The following is a 15,606-nucleotide window of genomic DNA, read 5'->3' as shown; positions in this document are numbered from 1 at the left end:
GCCGTTTTGAACGGCGGGTACCGGCCTTGCCAAAGAAAATGCGGCGTCCGGGATTTAGTTCCGGCCCCCCGTGAAACGACGGATGCGAATCTCTGTTACGCTGGTGCAGCCTTGCTGACCTCAGGAGATTGCCGTGACCGATCGAACCATCGAGGATCGAGCCCGGCGCATCGCGTTGCTGGGCGCGCCCATCGATATGGGCGCTTCCCAGCGCGGCACCTTGATGGGCCCCGCGGCGCTGCGGACCGCCGGCCTTGCAATGCTGCTTGAAAGCCTGGATTTCGAAGTCGTCGACTACGGCGATCTCTCTGTGGCCGAGGTCAGGGATCTCGCCGACAGGCCGCCGGAGAAGGCCAATCATTACCGCGAAATCCAGCGCTGGACGCGCATGCTCAGCCGCCACGGCTATGAGATCGCGCAAACCGGTGCCCTGCCGATCTTCCTCGGGGGCGATCACACGCTGTCGATGGGTTCGGTCAATGCGATGGCGCGGCACTGGCAGGAGCGCGGACGCGAGCTGTTCGTGCTCTGGCTCGACGCCCATGCCGACTACAATACGCCGGAGACGACGATCACAGCCAATATGCATGGCATGTCGGCGGCATTCTTGTGCGGCGAGGCTGGCCTTGATGGCCTCCTGGGTAATGATCCGCGCGCCTCGATTGATCCTGATAGGCTCGACCTGTTCGGTGCGCGTTCAATCGACAAGCTCGAAAAGGAGCTGATGCGCGCACGCCGGATCAGAGTTGTCGACATGCGCCAGATCGACGAGTTCGGCGTCGCGGTGCTGATCCGGCGCGTCATCGAACGTGTCAAGGCGAGCAACGGCGTGCTGCATGTCAGCTTCGATGTCGATTTTCTTGATCCTTGCGTAGCGCCGGGTGTCGGCACCACGGTCCCAGGAGGAGCGACCTATCGCGAGGCACATTTGATCATGGAGTTGCTGCACGATTCCGGCGTGGTGGGATCGGTCGACATTGTCGAGCTGAATCCGTTTCTAGACGAGCGCGGCCGCACTGCACGCACCGCGGTCGAACTGATCGGCAGCCTGTTCGGCCAGCAGATCACAGATCGGCCGACACCCAGCAATGCAATCGCGCCGGGTGAGTGACACGCGAGCCATTTGTGCATCGCAAAGCATGGAACTGCTGCCGCTGCCGGCGGATTTAGGTCAATCCTGATCGAAATCGGCTGCGTTTGAAACGCACGCGGATTGCAAATGTGCTTCGCGGAAGGTTTCATGCGGGCCGAGCTTCATCCGAGGGTCCGCTATGAGCAGCACGATCGACACCCCCGACAAATCCGCAACGACAACGCGTCGTCGCTTCCTGAAAGGGAGCGGCGCCGTGGCCGGTGGCGTTGTCCTATCAGCCGGTGCCTCAGCCGCCGCGGAGACCGAAAATCTTCCGCCCAACATTCCGGATTGGATGAAAGCGCCGGGCGATCCGATGGGAAGCCAGCCTTACGGCGCGCCGTCGCCGTTCGAGAAGGGCGTCGTCAAGAACATCTCGAAGAACCTCAAACAATACATCTCCGCGTCCGGCCGGACACCATTGCAGGAGCTCGACGGCATCATCACGCCGAATGGCCTGTTCTACGAGCGGCATCACGGCGGCGTTCCGACGATCGACCCGGCGCAACACCGGCTGATGCTTCATGGCCTTGTCGAACGGCCTCTGATCTTCACCATGGACGATCTGCGATGCTTCCCTTCGGAGTCGCGCATCCACTTTCTCGAATGTTCCGGTAATCCCGGTTACACCAAGCCCTATGGCAAGACTGCGTCGGACCTGGTCGGCCTGCTGAGCTGCGCCGAATGGACCGGCGTCAGCCTCAAGCTGGTGCTTCAGGAGGCCGGGCTGAAGCCGGAAGCCAAATGGATCATCGCCGAAGGCGCCGACGCGGCAGCGCTGACCCGAAGCATCCCCGTCGAGAAATGCCTCGAGGATGCCATGCTGGTCTATAGCCAGAACGGCGAACGGCTTCGTCCGCAGCAGGGTTATCCGTTGCGGCTGCTCCTGCCGGGGTTCGAAGGCAATATGAACGTGAAGTGGCTGCGACGCCTGCACGTGGCTGCGGAGCCCGCCTATTCGCGCGAAGAGACCTCGAAATACACTGACCTCCTGCCGGACGGTACGGCACGCGAGTTTTCCTTCTACATGGAAGCGAAGTCGATTATCACGCGTCCATCGGGTGGCCAGCGCCTCAGCGCGCCTGGCTTCCACGAAATCACCGGCATCGCCTGGAGTGGCCATGGCAAGATCAAGCGGGTCGAGGTGTCCATCGATGATGGCAAGAGCTGGCAGGTTGCACAATTGCAGGAGCCGGTGCTGACCCGTGCCCTCACGCGCTTCCGCCTCCCCTGGCAATGGGACGGCAAGCCCGCCGTGATCCAGAGCCGCGCGATCGACGAAACAGGGTATGTGCAGCCGACGCTCGCCGAGCTGCTCGCGGTACGAGGCGAGAATTATTTCTACCATAACAACGCGATCTGGCCTTGGCGCGTCGCCGCCGACGGGGAGGTCACCAATGCGCTGGCGTGAGATCTGCGGCGTAGTCCTCGCGATCCTGCTCTGCACTTCAGCGAGCACCGCGCGGGCGCAGAGTCCTTATGGCATCGGACGGCCCGCGACGGCGGCCGAGATCGCGGGCTGGAATATCGATGTCGGGCACGATGGCAGCAATCTGCCGAAGGGAAGCGGGTCGGTCAGTCATGGACGCGAGGTGTTCGCCCAGCAATGTGCGTCATGTCATGGCGACAACGGCGAGGGCGGATTAGGTGATCGCCTTGTCGGCGGGCAGGGCACGATCGGGACGGCCAAGCCGATCCGCACAGTTGGAAGCTACTGGCCTTATGCGCCGACGTTGTTCGACTACATCCGTCGCGCCATGCCGCAGAACGCGCCGCAGTCGCTGAGCAATGAAGACGTGTACGCGGTGTCAGCTTACATCCTGAACTTGAATGGATTGGTCGGAGCGGATGCGACGGTCGATGCCAAATCGCTCGCGGCGATCAAAATGCCGAACCGTGACAAGTTCGTCGGTGACGCGCGCCCCGACGTGAAATGAACGAAGCGGAATGGTGAAGTTCCGGGCCTTGGCTCGGAACTTGCTTGAGTGAGGTGCGGAACTCGCGGGCCGCATTTGAATTAACCTGCGACAGGAAAAATGATGGATTTTTCGATGACAACCGGCCGCTTCGCAAACTCCATGTCCTCAGCGCTTCGCCATCCCGGCGTCATCGCTCTGATTGTGGCCGGCGTGACGATTGCTGCGATGTTACTCGTCGATCACGGGCCGTGGAATCGTGCCAAGACCCAGCCGGCTCACGTTGCAATGTATGCGACCACGGGCGAAGCCGCCCGCGCGGCGGGCGCCAAGGTGCTTCCGACCGAACCAAAATCGCCGGTTGAGCCGGAGCGGCCGGGTCCGAAGACGTCCCCGATCATCAATCCGGTGACGCCGTAACTCTCAGCTTTTGCGGCCGTAATTGAGGAGCCCGCCTGTGGTCTTCGGTGGATGGGCGCGAAGGGCCTCCTCGTTCGGCTCGGTGCCCCAGCCCGGACGGTCCGGAATGATCAGATGGCCATTCTGGATTTCCGGCTCGTGCGTGAACAGCTCGCGGTCCCAGGCGAGACGATCGATGTCGATCTCCATGATGCGCAGGTTCGGTACCGCCGCGCAGAAATGAGCGTTCATCATCGAGCAGAGATGGCCGTAGAAATTATGCGGCGCGACGTTGACCTCGAAGACTTCCGCAGCTGAAGCGATCTTCATCGATTGCCACACGCCATTCCAGGGTGTGTCGATGATCGCCACGTCCATCGCCTGCTCGTGGAAATAGGGCAGGAATTCGCGCAGGCCGAGTAGCGTCTCGCAGGACGAGATCGGATGCGGGCTCTGCCTGCGGATATAGCCGAGGGCTTGCGGGTTGAAGCTGTCAATCTCGATCCAGAACATGTCGAGATCGGCAATCGTGCGCAGGATCTTCAAGTAGCCTTCGGTCTTGGCGTTGAAGTTGCAGTCGAGCAGTATATCGACGTCGGGACCAGCGCCGTCGCGGATCGCTTCCAGATGCATGCGCAGGTCGCGCAGGATCTTGCGGTCGACATTGATCTCGGGCGCAAAGGGCGAGCCGAAGCCGGGCCGCCAGCCAGTCGGTTTGCCGTCGTCATAGGAAAAGATGTTGGTCTTGAGCGCGGTGAAGTCCTTCTCGCGCACCTCGCGGCCCATCGCCTTGACGCCGTCGAGATTTTCGATCGGCGGCTTGTACCAGGACGGATGATTGATCCGCCATGTCGCGCAATGCGACCAGTAGACCCGGACACGGTCGCGGATCTTGCCGCCGAGGAGTTCGTAGCAGGGCACGCCCAAGCATTTCGCCTTGGCATCGAGCAACGCATTCTCGATCGCGCCGAGTGCCTGCGCAACAACGCCGCCGGCGGCGGGACGTGTGGCGGCGAACAGCTCGGCATGGATGCGCTCGTGCTGGAAGACGTTCCGGCCGATGACGCGAGCGGAGAGGCGCTGGATCGCGGCGCCGACGCCGGGCGAGCCGAAGCCCTCGTCGAATTCGCTCCAGCCGACGATGCCGTCTTCCGTCGTCACCTTGACGAAGTGGTAGTTTCTCCAGCCGGCGTCGCAGGCGAGGATCTCGAGACCTGTTGCTTTTGATGATGTTGTCATGTCGCTCCCTGTCGCCCCGCCGGGTGTTATTGGTTTTGTGTCCGGGTCGTAAGTCCGAGCCCAGCCACAATTGTTAGGCTAACGACGGCCTGCCGTGAAGCCCGCAAGCACTTGGCCAGGCGCCGCTCTAGCCGATCGCGGACGAGCCGAGCAGAGCGAGGACGGCCAGCGCCATCAGCGCGGTGCCGAGCCAGCCCAGCATGACGAGCCATGACCGGGCCTTGAAGCGCCCCATGATCTTCTCGTTCGAGACGATCAACATCATCATCGCCATGATGGGAACGGCGACGATGCCGTTGAGCACGGCGCTCCACACCAGCATGTGGATCGCGCTGATGCCGGTGAAGCCGAGACCGAAGCCGATCACGGTCGCGGCTGCGATGATGGTGTAGAAGCCGACCGCCTTCTCCGGCTTTGCCTCTAGCGTTGCACGCCAGCCGAAAATTTCCGCAACGCCATAAGCCGCCGAGCCCGCCAGCACCGGGATCGCCAACAGGCCCGTGCCGATGATGCCGAGTGCGAACAGCGCAAAGGTGAAGTCGCCGGCGAGCGGCCGCAGCGCCTCGGCCGCCTCCGTCGCCGAATTGATGTTGGTGACGCCGTTGGCGTTCAACACCGAGGCCGTGGTCAGGATGATGAAGAAGGCGATGCCGTTCGATAGCAGCATGCCAAGCGTGGTGTCGGCCTTGATGCGCGCGATCTCGGGATCGCCGCCGCGCTGCGTCTCCTCGCGTAGCGGCCGGTCGCGCTTGCCCTGGTTCATCTCCTCGACCTCCTGGGAGGCTTGCCAGAAGAAGAGATAGGGGCTGATGGTGGTGCCGAGGACCGCGACCACCATCATGAAATAATCGGCGTTGACGGTCGCCTTCGGCCACACCGTGGCAAGCAGCGCCGTGCTCCACGGGATCTTGACGGTGAAGGCGGTAGCGACATAGGCGAACAACGTCAGCGTCAAAAATTTCAGCACCGGCGAGTAGCGTCGATAGGGCACGAACACCTGGAGCAGGGTCGATCCGGCCGCGAAGATCAGCGCGTGCTCGTGGTTGAGTCCGCCGATGACCAGTGAGAGCGCCTCCGCCATCGCCGCGATGTCGGCGGCGATGTTGAAGGTGTTGGCGACGACGAGCAGCGCCACGAGCCCCATCACCATCCAGCGCGGCGCGAGCTGCATCACGTTGGCCGCAAGACCCTTGCCGGTGACGCGACCGATCTGCGCGCTGACGAGCTGAATGGCGATCATGAACGGGGTGGTGAGAAAGACTGTCCACAGCAGCCCGTAGCCGAATTGCGCGCCGGCCTGCGAATAGGTGGCGATGCCCGACGGATCGTCGTCGGCCGCGCCGGTGATCAGGCCGGGACCGAGCCGGCGCAGCAGCATCGGAGCGGACTTCGTCGGCGCATCGGCGCGGCCGTGCCTAGTGGGGCGATGTGGCGATCGGTTCGACAGGGCTCACCTTCCGGAAATTACGAATCCAAGGCTTAAGCGCCATCACAGTCGGAAAGTTCCCCGGCCGACGCGTGGTGTTGGAGCGTGGTACTATGCGGCCGCTGCCGCCGCCGTCCGCAAGGAGCCGACGACGTGGCCGGCCCGCTAGGCGCGTCGGTCAGGCGGCACGTTCGATCATCAAGCCAGCCTCCTGTCGGCGCCGGGCTTTCGTTTTATTTGATGCTGACGAACATGCCCCAGGCGGCGGCGAGCGCAGCGCCGGTGAAGACGACCACCGGATTCTCGCAGAAGGTGCTGCCGTAGCTGCACACGTTCGAGCCGAACTGGCCGAGCTCGTGATGGCTCGCGGAATAGAACAGTCCTGACAGTCCCAGCAATGCGGCGGCGACGTAGTACATCGCGCATCTCTCCTTGGAACGCGTGTGTGCCAGCATGGCGCGGACAGATTGCATTCCGCCGAATCCGCTACGTTGCATTCGATTAAAGTTTGACCCGTTGGGCAAAATATATCCCGATCGCGACCGCGATTGAACCTGCATCCTCTCCGGCGACACCAAGACAGGCAAAGCTGTTGCGACCTTGCCGGCCGAGAGGACATACGGCCCGGTCATCACAACGCCCGCCCCGAAAACGGATGTTGGCATGAACCCCGCTCTCGATCTGTTCTATCGCATCGCTGCGATCGGGATCAGCATCTACTGCGCCCGCAAGGCCTGGTATGGCTATATCGAGCGAAAGATCCTGTTCGTCAGTGACGACTGGCTGGACTGGTCGCGGTGGTCGCGGCAGGTGTTTGATCGCGACAGCATGCCGATCCGGTACTGGATGCAGATGGTCGGCACCGCGTTCGGCGCGCTGCTGTGCCTCGCCGGTGCGATCATCGGGTGGCAGCCGCAGGGCTGAGCATCCGCATGGCGCCGGCGCGAACCGCCCGATGCTCCGTTGCGCATGCCGTCGGCGCACGAAACAGGTTTGAAACGCTCCTGAAACCAGATCGTCCTGAACGCCTTCGCCGCTCGCCCCGACCAACGGAGCGAAAAGGAGAAAGTCATGATCGAGGTCGGTTCGAAGGAAGAAGTCGCATTTTTGCTGGCGCTGTTCGGGAGCCATACCCAGCCCGTCAGGAAGGCGAAGCCGAAGTCGCAGCAGAGCTGAGACGGTCCAGAGCATGCCGGAGTTCCTCCGGTCGAAGCTTGCGGGCTCATCAATCGGTGCTGTCTATGAACTCTACCAGGCTTGGCGTGAGCAGCCCAACGCCATCGAGACTTTATGTGCAGCACAGGAGAGCTTCACCGACGCCAACGCCCGTCAATTGGCTCGCAAAATTCGGACGGAAAGCCGCGGTTCTCCTGATGGGGAAGGGCCGCCTGGAGCTCAACCCGCACGAAACCAGGTCGCACCGCAAGTGGAATTACGACCCATGGAGAAAGACCGCGTGACGGCGATCGCGGAAAAGCCCGCCAACTCTTCGGTCGATCGGAACGAGCGAATGAGCACATCACTCACGATCAGAGTGCGTCACCAAGATCGCACGGGCTGTCTTCTGGTCGATCGACTCGCGTCTCAAGGCTCACGGCACGCAGTCCTGTTGGTTGATGGCGCAGAAGAGGCGGAAGAGGTGCCAGCATCGACCATCACAATCGAAGAGATCCTGTGCGCATGAAGCTGGTCCTAGACAGCCCCCTCAGAAACGCTGCTGCAGATGGTGCGCCGGCGGAGCGGATTTCCCATCCAAAGGATGGCGCGTTAGCGCAGCAGCCGGAGGCCGAACGCGCCCCCCACAGCGCTGTAGAGAGGCCGGAGGCTGCTGGAAAGCCGCGGTCCACACACTCGGTGCGAATATTGCCGATCCGCGCGCACGGCGTTCGTGGAGCACAAGGATTAGGGGCGACGGCTGCGTCATTCCCGGAGGCATTCTCCGCATCGATCGTCGGTTGGATTGGATCTCACCTGCAGCAACTGCCGAACTTTGAATCCCGAGACCGTTGGTTTGAACCAACATGGAGGGTGTGGAAGGATTTGCGTTTTCTAGTGTAGGATAGGCTTCGCGCCAGCGATGTATTCGCGATAGGGATTGGAGTGCATGGCTCTGATCTCGCTTCGCGTTTCCGACGAAGTCGCGACGCAGTTCTCCGCTTTTGCGGCCACCCAGGGCGGCAAGTCCGCGCTGCTGCGGCGTCTCATTGCCGATGCCCTAGCTGTACCGGCGCCGCGCACCTTGGCGTTGCCGGTCGGACGGCCGGAGAAGGTGACGGTGCGATTTCGCGAAAGCGAGATGCGGCAGCTCGCGGAAGTTTCACATCAGCGCGGCATGACCCGCACCGGCTGGATTGTCGCGCTGGTGCGCTCACGATTGGCGTCGCCCGTGCAGCATTCCCCGCACGAGCATGATGTGCTTCGCGCGATCGTTCGTGAGCTCAACCGGATCGGCGGCAACATCAACCAGATCGCGCGGGCCGCAAACACCAGTGTGCTGCAGGGCACAGCGGTTGAGCCGGATCTGTCGGTAATCCAAGAGGCCAAATTGGTCATTGAAAGAGAGCTCGCGCAATTACGTAATGCGCTGAACGGCAACGCGGATTATTGGGATGGGTGGCGATGAGCCGGCGCTCCTCCCCTCGGCCGATCGACCTCGCCTCCGAACTTCCGCCGATCTCGTATGTCTGGGAGACGCCCAATCGGCGTCCACGGCGGGCCGAGTGGGATATCCCCGATCCGGCCGCTCCCGGCCGCCTTGCGCCGGCGATGCGTGCAAAGCTCGAACGCATCGTGCGCCGAGCACCAGAGGTGATGGTCAAGATCACTGGTCGCACAAAGGGCGCGGCGCATCTCAAGTCGCACCTGGCATACATCACGCGAAACGGCGAGCTCGATGCGGAAACAGAGCAGGGCGCGACGCTGGCGGGTCGTTCCGGATTGAAAGATCTACAGCAACGGTGGGAGGATGATGCCGGTCTCGACGACAAGCGCCGCCGTGATGGATCGCTTTCGATCAACATCATTCTGTCGATGCCGGCCGGCACCGATGCCGTGGCAGTCAAGGATTCAGCCCGGGCATTTGCTATCGAGACATTCGGCGACAATCACGACTATGTTTTCGTCCAGCACCTCGATGACAAGCACCCTCACGTGCACTTGACCGCTCGATCCCCGGGGCATAACGGCAGTCGCCTCAACCCCCGTAAGGCGGATCTTCAGGCCTGGCGGGAGCGGTTCGCTGGCGAACTCCGGCTTCGCGGGATCGCGGCGGAGGCAACGCCGCGGCGAACCCGCGGACGGGTTCGAAAGGCCGATCGCGGGGCCGTGCTCGCTTTACGCAAGCGAAGGATCACGCCCGATGTTCATCGGCTCGCGCGAAAGGAGGTGCTTTCGGAGGTGAACGGCGGCAAGCCTGCTAAACATCCTTGGGACGAAAAGATCAAGCCACGTCAGGACGCGATCCGGCGGCGATATCTCGACTATGCCGCGGAGCTGCAGCGCTCTGGAGCGGCAGCAGATCACGAGTTAGCTCGCCAAGTTCGGCAATTCGTCAAAGACATGCCCGCTGTCGAAACCCGTCGGCCTGTGTTGAAGAACGAGCTTTTGGAGCTTGCGAATTCCCGGCGCCGCGGCAAAGAGCAGGGGGGCAATGCCGACCTACGCGGTCACAAGTGAGACGATGAGCGGACACGATAATTGGACCCGGAGGATCAGGTATTCTTCGAGCTCGATCGGATCTCCGGCACCTATCGACACGTCTCGAAAACGTCCCGGGAGGCATCGCTCCGGCGAGCAAGGGCGGGCTTGTGGCTTCTGAAGCCCACTTCCATCGCGCTACTATAAAATTGGTCGTCCAGGTTGGATCCCCTCAGAACGCAATCGAGAATCACCGTCCCGCGGTGGTTATGACGCGCGGCGGCGGCTCGGCACACCGCCCCGCCGAAACAATGTGCCGAGCCCAGCCGGTCTCGCTGGTCAAATTACTGACCGGATGAAGGCCATCATGAAGGCAGAAGGTGCTGTTGGATATTGCTAGGCTGCAACACACGCTAGATTTTCAATGGGCCACAGGCGCCATGCATCGGCCCCATGAGGATCGAGATCGGTTTTCATGATCCCGCTTTTTGCTGAATTGTCGGACAGTCTTTTTCATCATTGCAGGCTTGGTGCCTTTTGGATGAACCTGCGAGCATCGCGGCGAAAGAGAATTAACCTCACCTCGCAGGAGCATCGTGAGCAGACTAAACCTGATCAGTTCCAGAATTAACCCGCAGCGCGGACATCAATCTTAATTTGAGGCTTTGATTGCGGCGGCGCATTGAAGGGTTAGCTTTTGCGCACCGGACATTGCCCCGTCCGGCCCCTACCCAGGCGAAGCCCTCGCGCCATCATACTCGGCGGGTCGGCTTCGTTTGCTGGCCACGTGCGAGTGTCATTTTGAAGAGGTCATCGAAACACGAAACTCTCGATCTTGCTGAGATGCGCCGGCAAATCACGGCCCTGCGATCCCGGCACTCGGAAAATCTACGGATCACACATTTGTTGAACAGGCTGCTGATTAAGATTGCATATCTCAGTGAACCGGAGAGTGCAGCTCACGCGGAGCAACTGCGCGAAGCGTTCGCCAGAACGATGGCGGATATCGAGCAACGCGTCACAAAAGACGTCCGTGGGCCGTCCGGTGAGGCTAACAAGTAGATCAAACCAGCCGACCAAAGCTGCCGCCGTTCTCACGTCGGCTGTTGGCGGTAGACCGGATGCGGCGTAGCACTCGCGTTGATCGCCGCTTCTGATCCGAAGCAGACGAAGCCTTGGGAAGGTATACGACAGCCGAACCCGTCGAACTGGGCCAGGCACTGACGGGAGCGCAACGACGTTCGTGGTGAGTTCTTACCCAGTATTTCTGACCGCCTCAGCCAGCATGGAGTAGAGCTGCTGCTTGCTGAATTCCTTGGGCTGCCGCCTCTCCGCTGTGTTCCGCGACACCTTCCGTGCGACTGGACGGACGCAGGCTGCCGGGGACGTCGGGCTCAGCTTTCGGGGCGGCCTTATCTTGGGCGTTGCTGTGGGCGGCTTGTGGCCGCGCTTCAGGCCCAGACGGGTCAGCATACCGCAGACCGCGTTACGACTGCACCCGAGACGACGTGCTATCTGCGCCGCGCTCTGTCCTGCGGACCAGAGCCTATTGAGGAGCGCTATGTCTTTCGCATCCCAGCCCATGGGAGATATTATAGCGCTGACTGCCGAACACGCTAGCCTAGTCTTCGTCCGGCTCGCGCACGACCGGCGGTTCTTCAGTGTCATCTTCCTCTTCGTCGTCGTCGTCCTCCTCGTCTTCATCGGGATCTCTTGGCGGCATCGCGGTGCCCATCAGCACGAGCGGTGTCGAGTAGATCGCTGTGGTGGAAAAAGCTTCAGAGGTGTGTTGCTTCATGTTGCTGCTACTCCTCGAAAACCACGAGCAAGGGGTAGCATCCGCTACGCAAATGGCAGCGTTTCGGCTACTTTATGCCCGAGGACTCATTCGGCTCTATGTTCACCAAAACCTCGCCGGTGGTGATCTCGGGAACTCCAAGATCGAGGTCAAGTAGACTTGCTTGAACAAATCCGCATCGACACTACGGTCTGAGCATATTTTTGCTTGATCGGGTCCGGAGTCAACCTGGGCACAAGCTCGGGCCGCACTGAGCGAGCTGAACGGTCACACGATGCGCAAATAAAGCAGCAAAATCCTTGATAGTGCGGATATGGCCTTGTTGGGTCTTCGGCGCTAACTTGCGGATCGTCATGTCTTCGATCATGCGCCGCCGCAATGGGCTCATGGCCTCGTCGGTCATGGGGATGCTCCTGTCTTGAGTGAGGTTGTCGAAACCCTCGATCTCAAGACAGGACGTCCCGCCGCGCTATCCTCTTGGCTCCGTCGGCAGCCGCGGAGTCCTACCGCGCGAGCGGTTTAGTCCGTTGGCCCCTAACCGAAGGTGGCTTGAACGCGCGTCATGTCGGCTGTCAGGGGAGAACCGGACGCGATTCAGCTCGGCGTCTACCGCCGTTTTGACTTCAAGAGGACATTCCCCTAGACAGGCGATATCGCCTAGGAGAGCATGCGGCGCTAGGCGAACTGGGGCACTGTCATGGATCTCGGATGATGGCTGAGGAGGCTCGGCCTCGAACAATATGAGGCGGCATTCCGCCAGAACGAGATCAATGATGCGGTCCTGTCGACTTGATGGCGGAGGACTTGAAGGACCTTGGCGTCGGAATCGTTGGGCATCGCCGCAAGCTGCTCGACGGCATCGCCTGCTTGAGTGCTCAGTTCGGCACACCGGAGCCACCGGGTTCTTCAGTATGCCACGAAGCTGAGAAAGGAACCGCCGAGCCCCAGGTCACCGTGATGTTCTCGGACCCGGACGCATTTTGATACGCCGAAATGACCTCGCGCGAATCCTCAGGGTCCATTCGTGCGGAAAGAGACGTCGAGCCGACCCCGACGCATGCCCCCTGATTGGATTGCGTGCGGCTATGTCTAAGATGTTGCCGACTGTGAAGTACTTTACATCCCTGTGTTCTTGGCGCGGGCTATGGTGGCGACGGCTTCTTACGTTGAAGGAGGCATCCGATGCTCGCGATAGTCAAATGGAATTCCCGATATAACGCTCGCGAATGGGCGATGATGGCTGGCGCAGTTGTCGTTCAACTCAGCGCACTGAATGCAAAACGACAGAAACTTGAAAGCAGGCCAATCCGCCCGCTCTGGAGACAGTTCGACGAAACCCATCAGTGGGACTCAACCGCGGAGGAATGGGTCCCCAACCAAGATCGGTGATCGTGCAAAGCACCATGCCTCCCGCAGGCGAATTCCGGGATTTGAAGATCCCTCTCAGGAGTGGCCTGTCAAGCGGGGCGCTCCTGCTCAACTAGCTGGATCCGGGAGTGAGTTCCTGCGGGCCTCTTGAAAATCATCAAGAAGTCAATTTCGGCTGTTTGCCGCCGGCTTCGATAAACCTGTCCTGACGCGTTCGCCGTCATGGGTCGGTGTCCGCTGGCGGCAAGAAGGGACTGCTGGGACGCGGTCGAGTTCGACGTGAATGATTGGACCGCATTTCGAGCGATGGCTCAACTCCTTCACGCCGCCCTCCCAACCGTCAACGACGACCGCCGCTCGTCCCCATTTCCGTCAACTTTTGATCGCCATGTGAATACTGGATATTTTCAAGATCGCGTGGCTCGGAGAGTCAGGCGATCAATTGTTCGACCAAAGCCGTTTTGAAGGACGCGGATGAAAAGCGCGACCCTCTTTGCCCTTGGCTTGCTGTCTGTTGGCGTTTGGCTGTTGGGCAGCGCGAGAGGCCAGTCGCTTGCTCCGCCGATCTCGCTTGCTCCGCCCTCGACTGAACAGGGTGCGGCGGCCAAGAGCGCTTGGCCACTAAGGGCTGCGCCAAAAGCCTCGCCGCCACGAGCGACTGCCAAAAATTCCAGGCCCCCAGCAAAGCGCAACGGCGAGCCGTCATCAGCAACGAGCGATGCCCTCCCGTCAGGGGCGTCTGCTAAGGTCTCATCTACACCGGTGATAAGCAGGCCTCGGCCGTCGGCCCAACCAGCCATCGACTACGATGGATTTAGTGTCGGCACCGTCGATGACAGTGACACGTCAGGCCAGGCGGTGCGCCCCACGAGGTCACGCGCAGCAAAAGCCTCCAAGCCCAATGTGGAGACAAGTGGCGTCACCAGGCAGGAATCGATCGATCAAGGAGACGAGGCCTTGAAACACAAGCTAACGATTTGCCGCGGCTGCAAGTAGGAGAAGAGCGGAGAACTTGGGCCTCTTGCCCGAGGAAGGTACGCCCGACCTGGACGTTGAAAACGTGAGCCAAATAAGCTCACCGACCAACAAACAGGACAACCCATGAGGCGCATAATCAAGCTTTCGACTGCAATGGCGGCGGCAGCGCTGGGCTGCGCGGCCGCTTACGCCGAGGACAAATACTCCCTGAAATCGCCGGACGGAATCGCCTTCTCCGACTTCAAAGGATACGAGGACTGGTCGGTGGTCTCCTCCGCGCGGACCGATGAAGTACTCAAAGTGATCGTCGCCAATCCGACCATGATCGAGGCGTACGAGGCCGGAGTTCCAGGCAACGGCCAGCCCTTCCGGACGGCTCCAAGATCGTGAAGCTCCAATGGAAACCGAAGAAGAGTACGGAGGCGCCTTTCGTCGTGGATGTACCCGACGTCTTCACACAGGCTTTCGTCATAGAATAGGACAGCCAGAGATTCCCGAAAAGCGGCGGATGGGGATACGCGCTGTTCAACTCCGAAGCTGGATCCGACAGTTTGCCGTCGGCTCTCGTCCTGACGCAGAGGAATCCTTGTGCTAGGTCTGACATCGCGTCTGCAGGTTCAATACTTTGAAAAGGCTTTCGAAGGCACCTGACCGGCACGGCTTGGCCTCAGCGACTGGCTTGGGGCCACTGGCGCCTGCGTTTGCCTTGGAAGTTCCGTGCCGGGGCCGAGGTCTGGGCAGCATGATCGCGGAGTTTCCGCTTGCGTTGCCCTTCTGCTGCTCGATGATCTTCGAAGGTGCTTGCGCAACGATCGCAGTGTGGTCCGGCGGATGCATCAGTTGGCTCGAGGAAAGCGGCTGCGGCGGTGCTCTGAATTGCGGAATTTCGAGCCGGTCTGCCTTGGTCAGTGTATCGTGTGAGGGGCGCAATCCGGTGGTTGCCTGAGCAGGCGGCTCGTTCACAGGCTCTGTCATGCGCGGCGGTGCCTCGAGCTCCATCGCGGCGAGCGTACCGAGGCCAACGAGTAAGAGAGCCACTCTCATCTGATTTCACGCTCTCCGAACGAGAAACCTCGCTCAAATCCTCATAGAAATGAGCTCCAGAAATCGGCGAACGATTGCAAAGGTCTAATAAGGCCGCTTAGCGGCAGAGGTGAACCAGGGAGTCCGGCTAGGGGAGAAGATCAAAGACAGGGTTAACGCGGATCGTGCGAACTGGCCGGCCGAAGCGGAGAGTCAACCCGCCGACGATGTGGCGCTGGCGGCTTTCCCCTGCCAGGATGATCGCCCGCGCCTGACGTGATTGAACAGGAAGATCATCACGAGTGGCTACTTCTGACTAAGCCTTATTTCTGCTGTTGGCCCGCTTCAGATCTTCCCATCGGCTCGGAGATTGTCCGCTCATTGGGGAAGATCGTAAGCGCCTGTCACAGCTGCACAAACGACGAGAATGACCCAAAGCCGCATCTTTGGCTTTCTAAAATCGGCGCCCTTGCCCATACTGGCCGCCAATCGGAGGTGGCTCCCCGGGGTAGGACAATCGTTGTTTAAGTGAACGTTACCGCGACCGCAATTTCGGAATGGAGACATTCATGAAACGTCGCGATTTTCTGAAACGAACCGCAATTGCTGGTTCCGCTAGTCTCCTTCTCGGGAGCGTTCGGTCCGACGGTCATAGTTTTATCGGTTCAGTATTTGCTGCCGGCGACGGCGA

Annotated in this window: 18 protein-coding genes; 12 read left to right on the top strand and 6 right to left on the bottom strand. The window is 60.8% G+C overall.

Annotation, left to right across the window (positions count from 1 at the left end; translation table 11 throughout):
* Positions 1 to 133: 133 nt before the first annotated feature.
* The 4 genes from rocF to FXB38_RS24000 all read left to right on the top strand — a co-directional run bounded on the left by rocF (position 134) and on the right by FXB38_RS24000 (position 3,468).
* Positions 134 to 1,111, top strand: coding sequence for an arginase (gene rocF, locus FXB38_RS24015; protein ID WP_148753432.1), 978 nt, complete (start codon positions 134 to 136; stop codon positions 1,109 to 1,111).
* Positions 1,112 to 1,271: 160 nt separating this feature from the next.
* Entirely contained in the window at positions 1,272 to 2,543 is a 1,272-nt protein-coding gene (gene soxC, locus FXB38_RS24010; protein WP_148753431.1) for a sulfite dehydrogenase, read from the top strand.
* Positions 2,530 to 3,069: a c-type cytochrome gene (locus tag FXB38_RS24005; protein ID WP_148753430.1), complete on the top strand. Its 540-nt coding sequence runs from the start codon at positions 2,530 to 2,532 to the stop codon at positions 3,067 to 3,069. The genes soxC and FXB38_RS24005 overlap by 14 nt, the downstream gene beginning before the upstream one ends.
* 102 nt (positions 3,070 to 3,171) lie before the next feature.
* Positions 3,172 to 3,468 (top strand): hypothetical protein, encoded by a 297-nt coding sequence (locus FXB38_RS24000; RefSeq protein WP_187435118.1) that lies wholly within the window; start codon positions 3,172 to 3,174, stop codon positions 3,466 to 3,468.
* A gap of 3 nt (positions 3,469 to 3,471) precedes the next feature.
* Here FXB38_RS24000 and FXB38_RS23995 read toward each other — a convergent pair whose 3' ends face one another.
* From FXB38_RS23995 to FXB38_RS23985, 3 genes are all read right to left on the bottom strand, one after another.
* A complete protein-coding gene (locus FXB38_RS23995) occupies positions 3,472 to 4,686 on the bottom strand; it encodes a mandelate racemase/muconate lactonizing enzyme family protein (RefSeq protein ID WP_148753428.1) in 1,215 nt (404 codons plus the stop codon).
* Between the two features lie 127 nt (positions 4,687 to 4,813).
* Positions 4,814 to 6,064, bottom strand: a complete 1,251-nt coding sequence (locus FXB38_RS23990; protein ID WP_148753427.1) for an NRAMP family divalent metal transporter — start codon at positions 6,062 to 6,064, stop codon at positions 4,814 to 4,816.
* 281 nt (positions 6,065 to 6,345) lie between these two features.
* Positions 6,346 to 6,531 carry a hypothetical protein gene (locus tag FXB38_RS23985; protein WP_148753489.1) on the bottom strand — a complete coding sequence of 62 codons (186 nt, stop codon included), beginning with the start codon at positions 6,529 to 6,531 and terminating at the stop codon, positions 6,346 to 6,348.
* 244 nt (positions 6,532 to 6,775) lie between these two features.
* Between FXB38_RS23985 and FXB38_RS23980 the strand changes: the two genes are divergently transcribed.
* From FXB38_RS23980 to FXB38_RS23965, 4 genes are all read left to right on the top strand, one after another.
* On the top strand, positions 6,776 to 7,036 hold the full coding sequence (locus FXB38_RS23980) for a hypothetical protein (protein ID WP_148753426.1): 261 nt from the start codon (positions 6,776 to 6,778) through the stop codon (positions 7,034 to 7,036).
* Between the two features lie 265 nt (positions 7,037 to 7,301).
* Positions 7,302 to 7,796, top strand: coding sequence for a hypothetical protein (locus FXB38_RS23975; protein WP_246230086.1), 495 nt, complete (start codon positions 7,302 to 7,304; stop codon positions 7,794 to 7,796).
* A gap of 420 nt (positions 7,797 to 8,216) precedes the next feature.
* Positions 8,217 to 8,735, top strand: coding sequence for a MobC family plasmid mobilization relaxosome protein (locus FXB38_RS23970; protein ID WP_148753425.1), 519 nt, complete (start codon positions 8,217 to 8,219; stop codon positions 8,733 to 8,735).
* Positions 8,732 to 9,787 carry a relaxase/mobilization nuclease domain-containing protein gene (locus FXB38_RS23965; protein ID WP_148753424.1) on the top strand — a complete coding sequence of 352 codons (1,056 nt, stop codon included), beginning with the start codon at positions 8,732 to 8,734 and terminating at the stop codon, positions 9,785 to 9,787. The genes FXB38_RS23970 and FXB38_RS23965 overlap by 4 nt, the downstream gene beginning before the upstream one ends.
* 1,215 nt (positions 9,788 to 11,002) lie before the next feature.
* On the opposite strand, the gene FXB38_RS23955 is transcribed toward FXB38_RS23965, so the two are convergent.
* The 3 genes from FXB38_RS23955 to FXB38_RS23950 form a co-directional block, all read right to left on the bottom strand.
* Positions 11,003 to 11,332 (bottom strand): GcrA family cell cycle regulator, encoded by a 330-nt coding sequence (locus tag FXB38_RS23955; RefSeq protein ID WP_148753488.1) that lies wholly within the window; start codon positions 11,330 to 11,332, stop codon positions 11,003 to 11,005.
* A gap of 37 nt (positions 11,333 to 11,369) precedes the next feature.
* On the bottom strand, positions 11,370 to 11,546 hold the full coding sequence (locus tag FXB38_RS43000) for a hypothetical protein (protein ID WP_187435107.1): 177 nt from the start codon (positions 11,544 to 11,546) through the stop codon (positions 11,370 to 11,372).
* Between the two features lie 223 nt (positions 11,547 to 11,769).
* Positions 11,770 to 11,949 (bottom strand): hypothetical protein, encoded by a 180-nt coding sequence (locus FXB38_RS23950; protein WP_187435106.1) that lies wholly within the window; start codon positions 11,947 to 11,949, stop codon positions 11,770 to 11,772.
* Between the two features lie 312 nt (positions 11,950 to 12,261).
* Between FXB38_RS23950 and FXB38_RS45080 the strand changes: the two genes are divergently transcribed.
* The 4 genes from FXB38_RS45080 to FXB38_RS45075 form a co-directional block, all read left to right on the top strand.
* The gene (locus FXB38_RS45080) at positions 12,262 to 12,339 is read left to right on the top strand and encodes an SAM domain-containing protein (protein ID WP_354083595.1); all 78 of its coding nucleotides are present in this window, start codon (positions 12,262 to 12,264) and stop codon (positions 12,337 to 12,339) included.
* Between the two features lie 11 nt (positions 12,340 to 12,350).
* A complete protein-coding gene (locus FXB38_RS23945) occupies positions 12,351 to 12,530 on the top strand; it encodes an SAM domain-containing protein (protein WP_148753422.1) in 180 nt (59 codons plus the stop codon).
* A 1,485-nt stretch (positions 12,531 to 14,015) separates the two neighbouring features.
* Positions 14,016 to 14,282, top strand: a complete 267-nt coding sequence (locus FXB38_RS43955; RefSeq protein WP_246230084.1) for a cytochrome P460 family protein — start codon at positions 14,016 to 14,018, stop codon at positions 14,280 to 14,282.
* A 1,190-nt stretch (positions 14,283 to 15,472) separates the two neighbouring features.
* Positions 15,473 to 15,606: twin-arginine translocation signal domain-containing protein (locus FXB38_RS45075; RefSeq protein WP_148753419.1), on the top strand; the 134-nt coding region annotated here is incomplete at its 3' end.

It is taken from the genome of Bradyrhizobium cytisi, from assembly GCF_008123515.1.
GTDB lineage: Bacteria > Pseudomonadota > Alphaproteobacteria > Rhizobiales > Xanthobacteraceae > Bradyrhizobium > Bradyrhizobium cytisi.
The sequence above is the reverse complement of the archived record's forward strand: the minus strand, read 5'-3'. Positions and strand labels throughout refer to the sequence as shown.

What these genes read in the sequence shown, in the direction of transcription:
- soxC (WP_148753431.1), top strand. Translation starts at nt 1,272, where the DNA reads ATGAGCAGCACGATCGACACCCCCGACAAATCCGCAACGACAACGCGT.
- FXB38_RS24005 (WP_148753430.1), top strand. Translation starts at nt 2,530, where the DNA reads ATGCGCTGGCGTGAGATCTGCGGCGTAGTCCTCGCGATCCTGCTCTGC.
- FXB38_RS24000 (WP_187435118.1), top strand. Translation starts at nt 3,172, where the DNA reads ATGGATTTTTCGATGACAACCGGCCGCTTCGCAAACTCCATGTCCTCA.
- FXB38_RS23995 (WP_148753428.1), bottom strand. Translation starts at nt 4,686, where the DNA reads ATGACAACATCATCAAAAGCAACAGGTCTCGAGATCCTCGCCTGCGAC.
- FXB38_RS23990 (WP_148753427.1), bottom strand. Translation starts at nt 6,064, where the DNA reads ATGCTGCTGCGCCGGCTCGGTCCCGGCCTGATCACCGGCGCGGCCGAC.
- FXB38_RS23985 (WP_148753489.1), bottom strand. Translation starts at nt 6,531, where the DNA reads ATGTACTACGTCGCCGCCGCATTGCTGGGACTGTCAGGACTGTTCTAT.
- FXB38_RS23980 (WP_148753426.1), top strand. Translation starts at nt 6,776, where the DNA reads ATGAACCCCGCTCTCGATCTGTTCTATCGCATCGCTGCGATCGGGATC.
- FXB38_RS23975 (WP_246230086.1), top strand. Translation starts at nt 7,302, where the DNA reads ATGCCGGAGTTCCTCCGGTCGAAGCTTGCGGGCTCATCAATCGGTGCT.
- FXB38_RS23970 (WP_148753425.1), top strand. Translation starts at nt 8,217, where the DNA reads ATGGCTCTGATCTCGCTTCGCGTTTCCGACGAAGTCGCGACGCAGTTC.
- FXB38_RS23965 (WP_148753424.1), top strand. Translation starts at nt 8,732, where the DNA reads ATGAGCCGGCGCTCCTCCCCTCGGCCGATCGACCTCGCCTCCGAACTT.
- FXB38_RS23955 (WP_148753488.1), bottom strand. Translation starts at nt 11,332, where the DNA reads ATGGGCTGGGATGCGAAAGACATAGCGCTCCTCAATAGGCTCTGGTCC.
- FXB38_RS43000 (WP_187435107.1), bottom strand. Translation starts at nt 11,546, where the DNA reads ATGAAGCAACACACCTCTGAAGCTTTTTCCACCACAGCGATCTACTCG.
- FXB38_RS23950 (WP_187435106.1), bottom strand. Translation starts at nt 11,949, where the DNA reads ATGACCGACGAGGCCATGAGCCCATTGCGGCGGCGCATGATCGAAGAC.
- FXB38_RS43955 (WP_246230084.1), top strand. Translation starts at nt 14,016, where the DNA reads ATGAGGCGCATAATCAAGCTTTCGACTGCAATGGCGGCGGCAGCGCTG.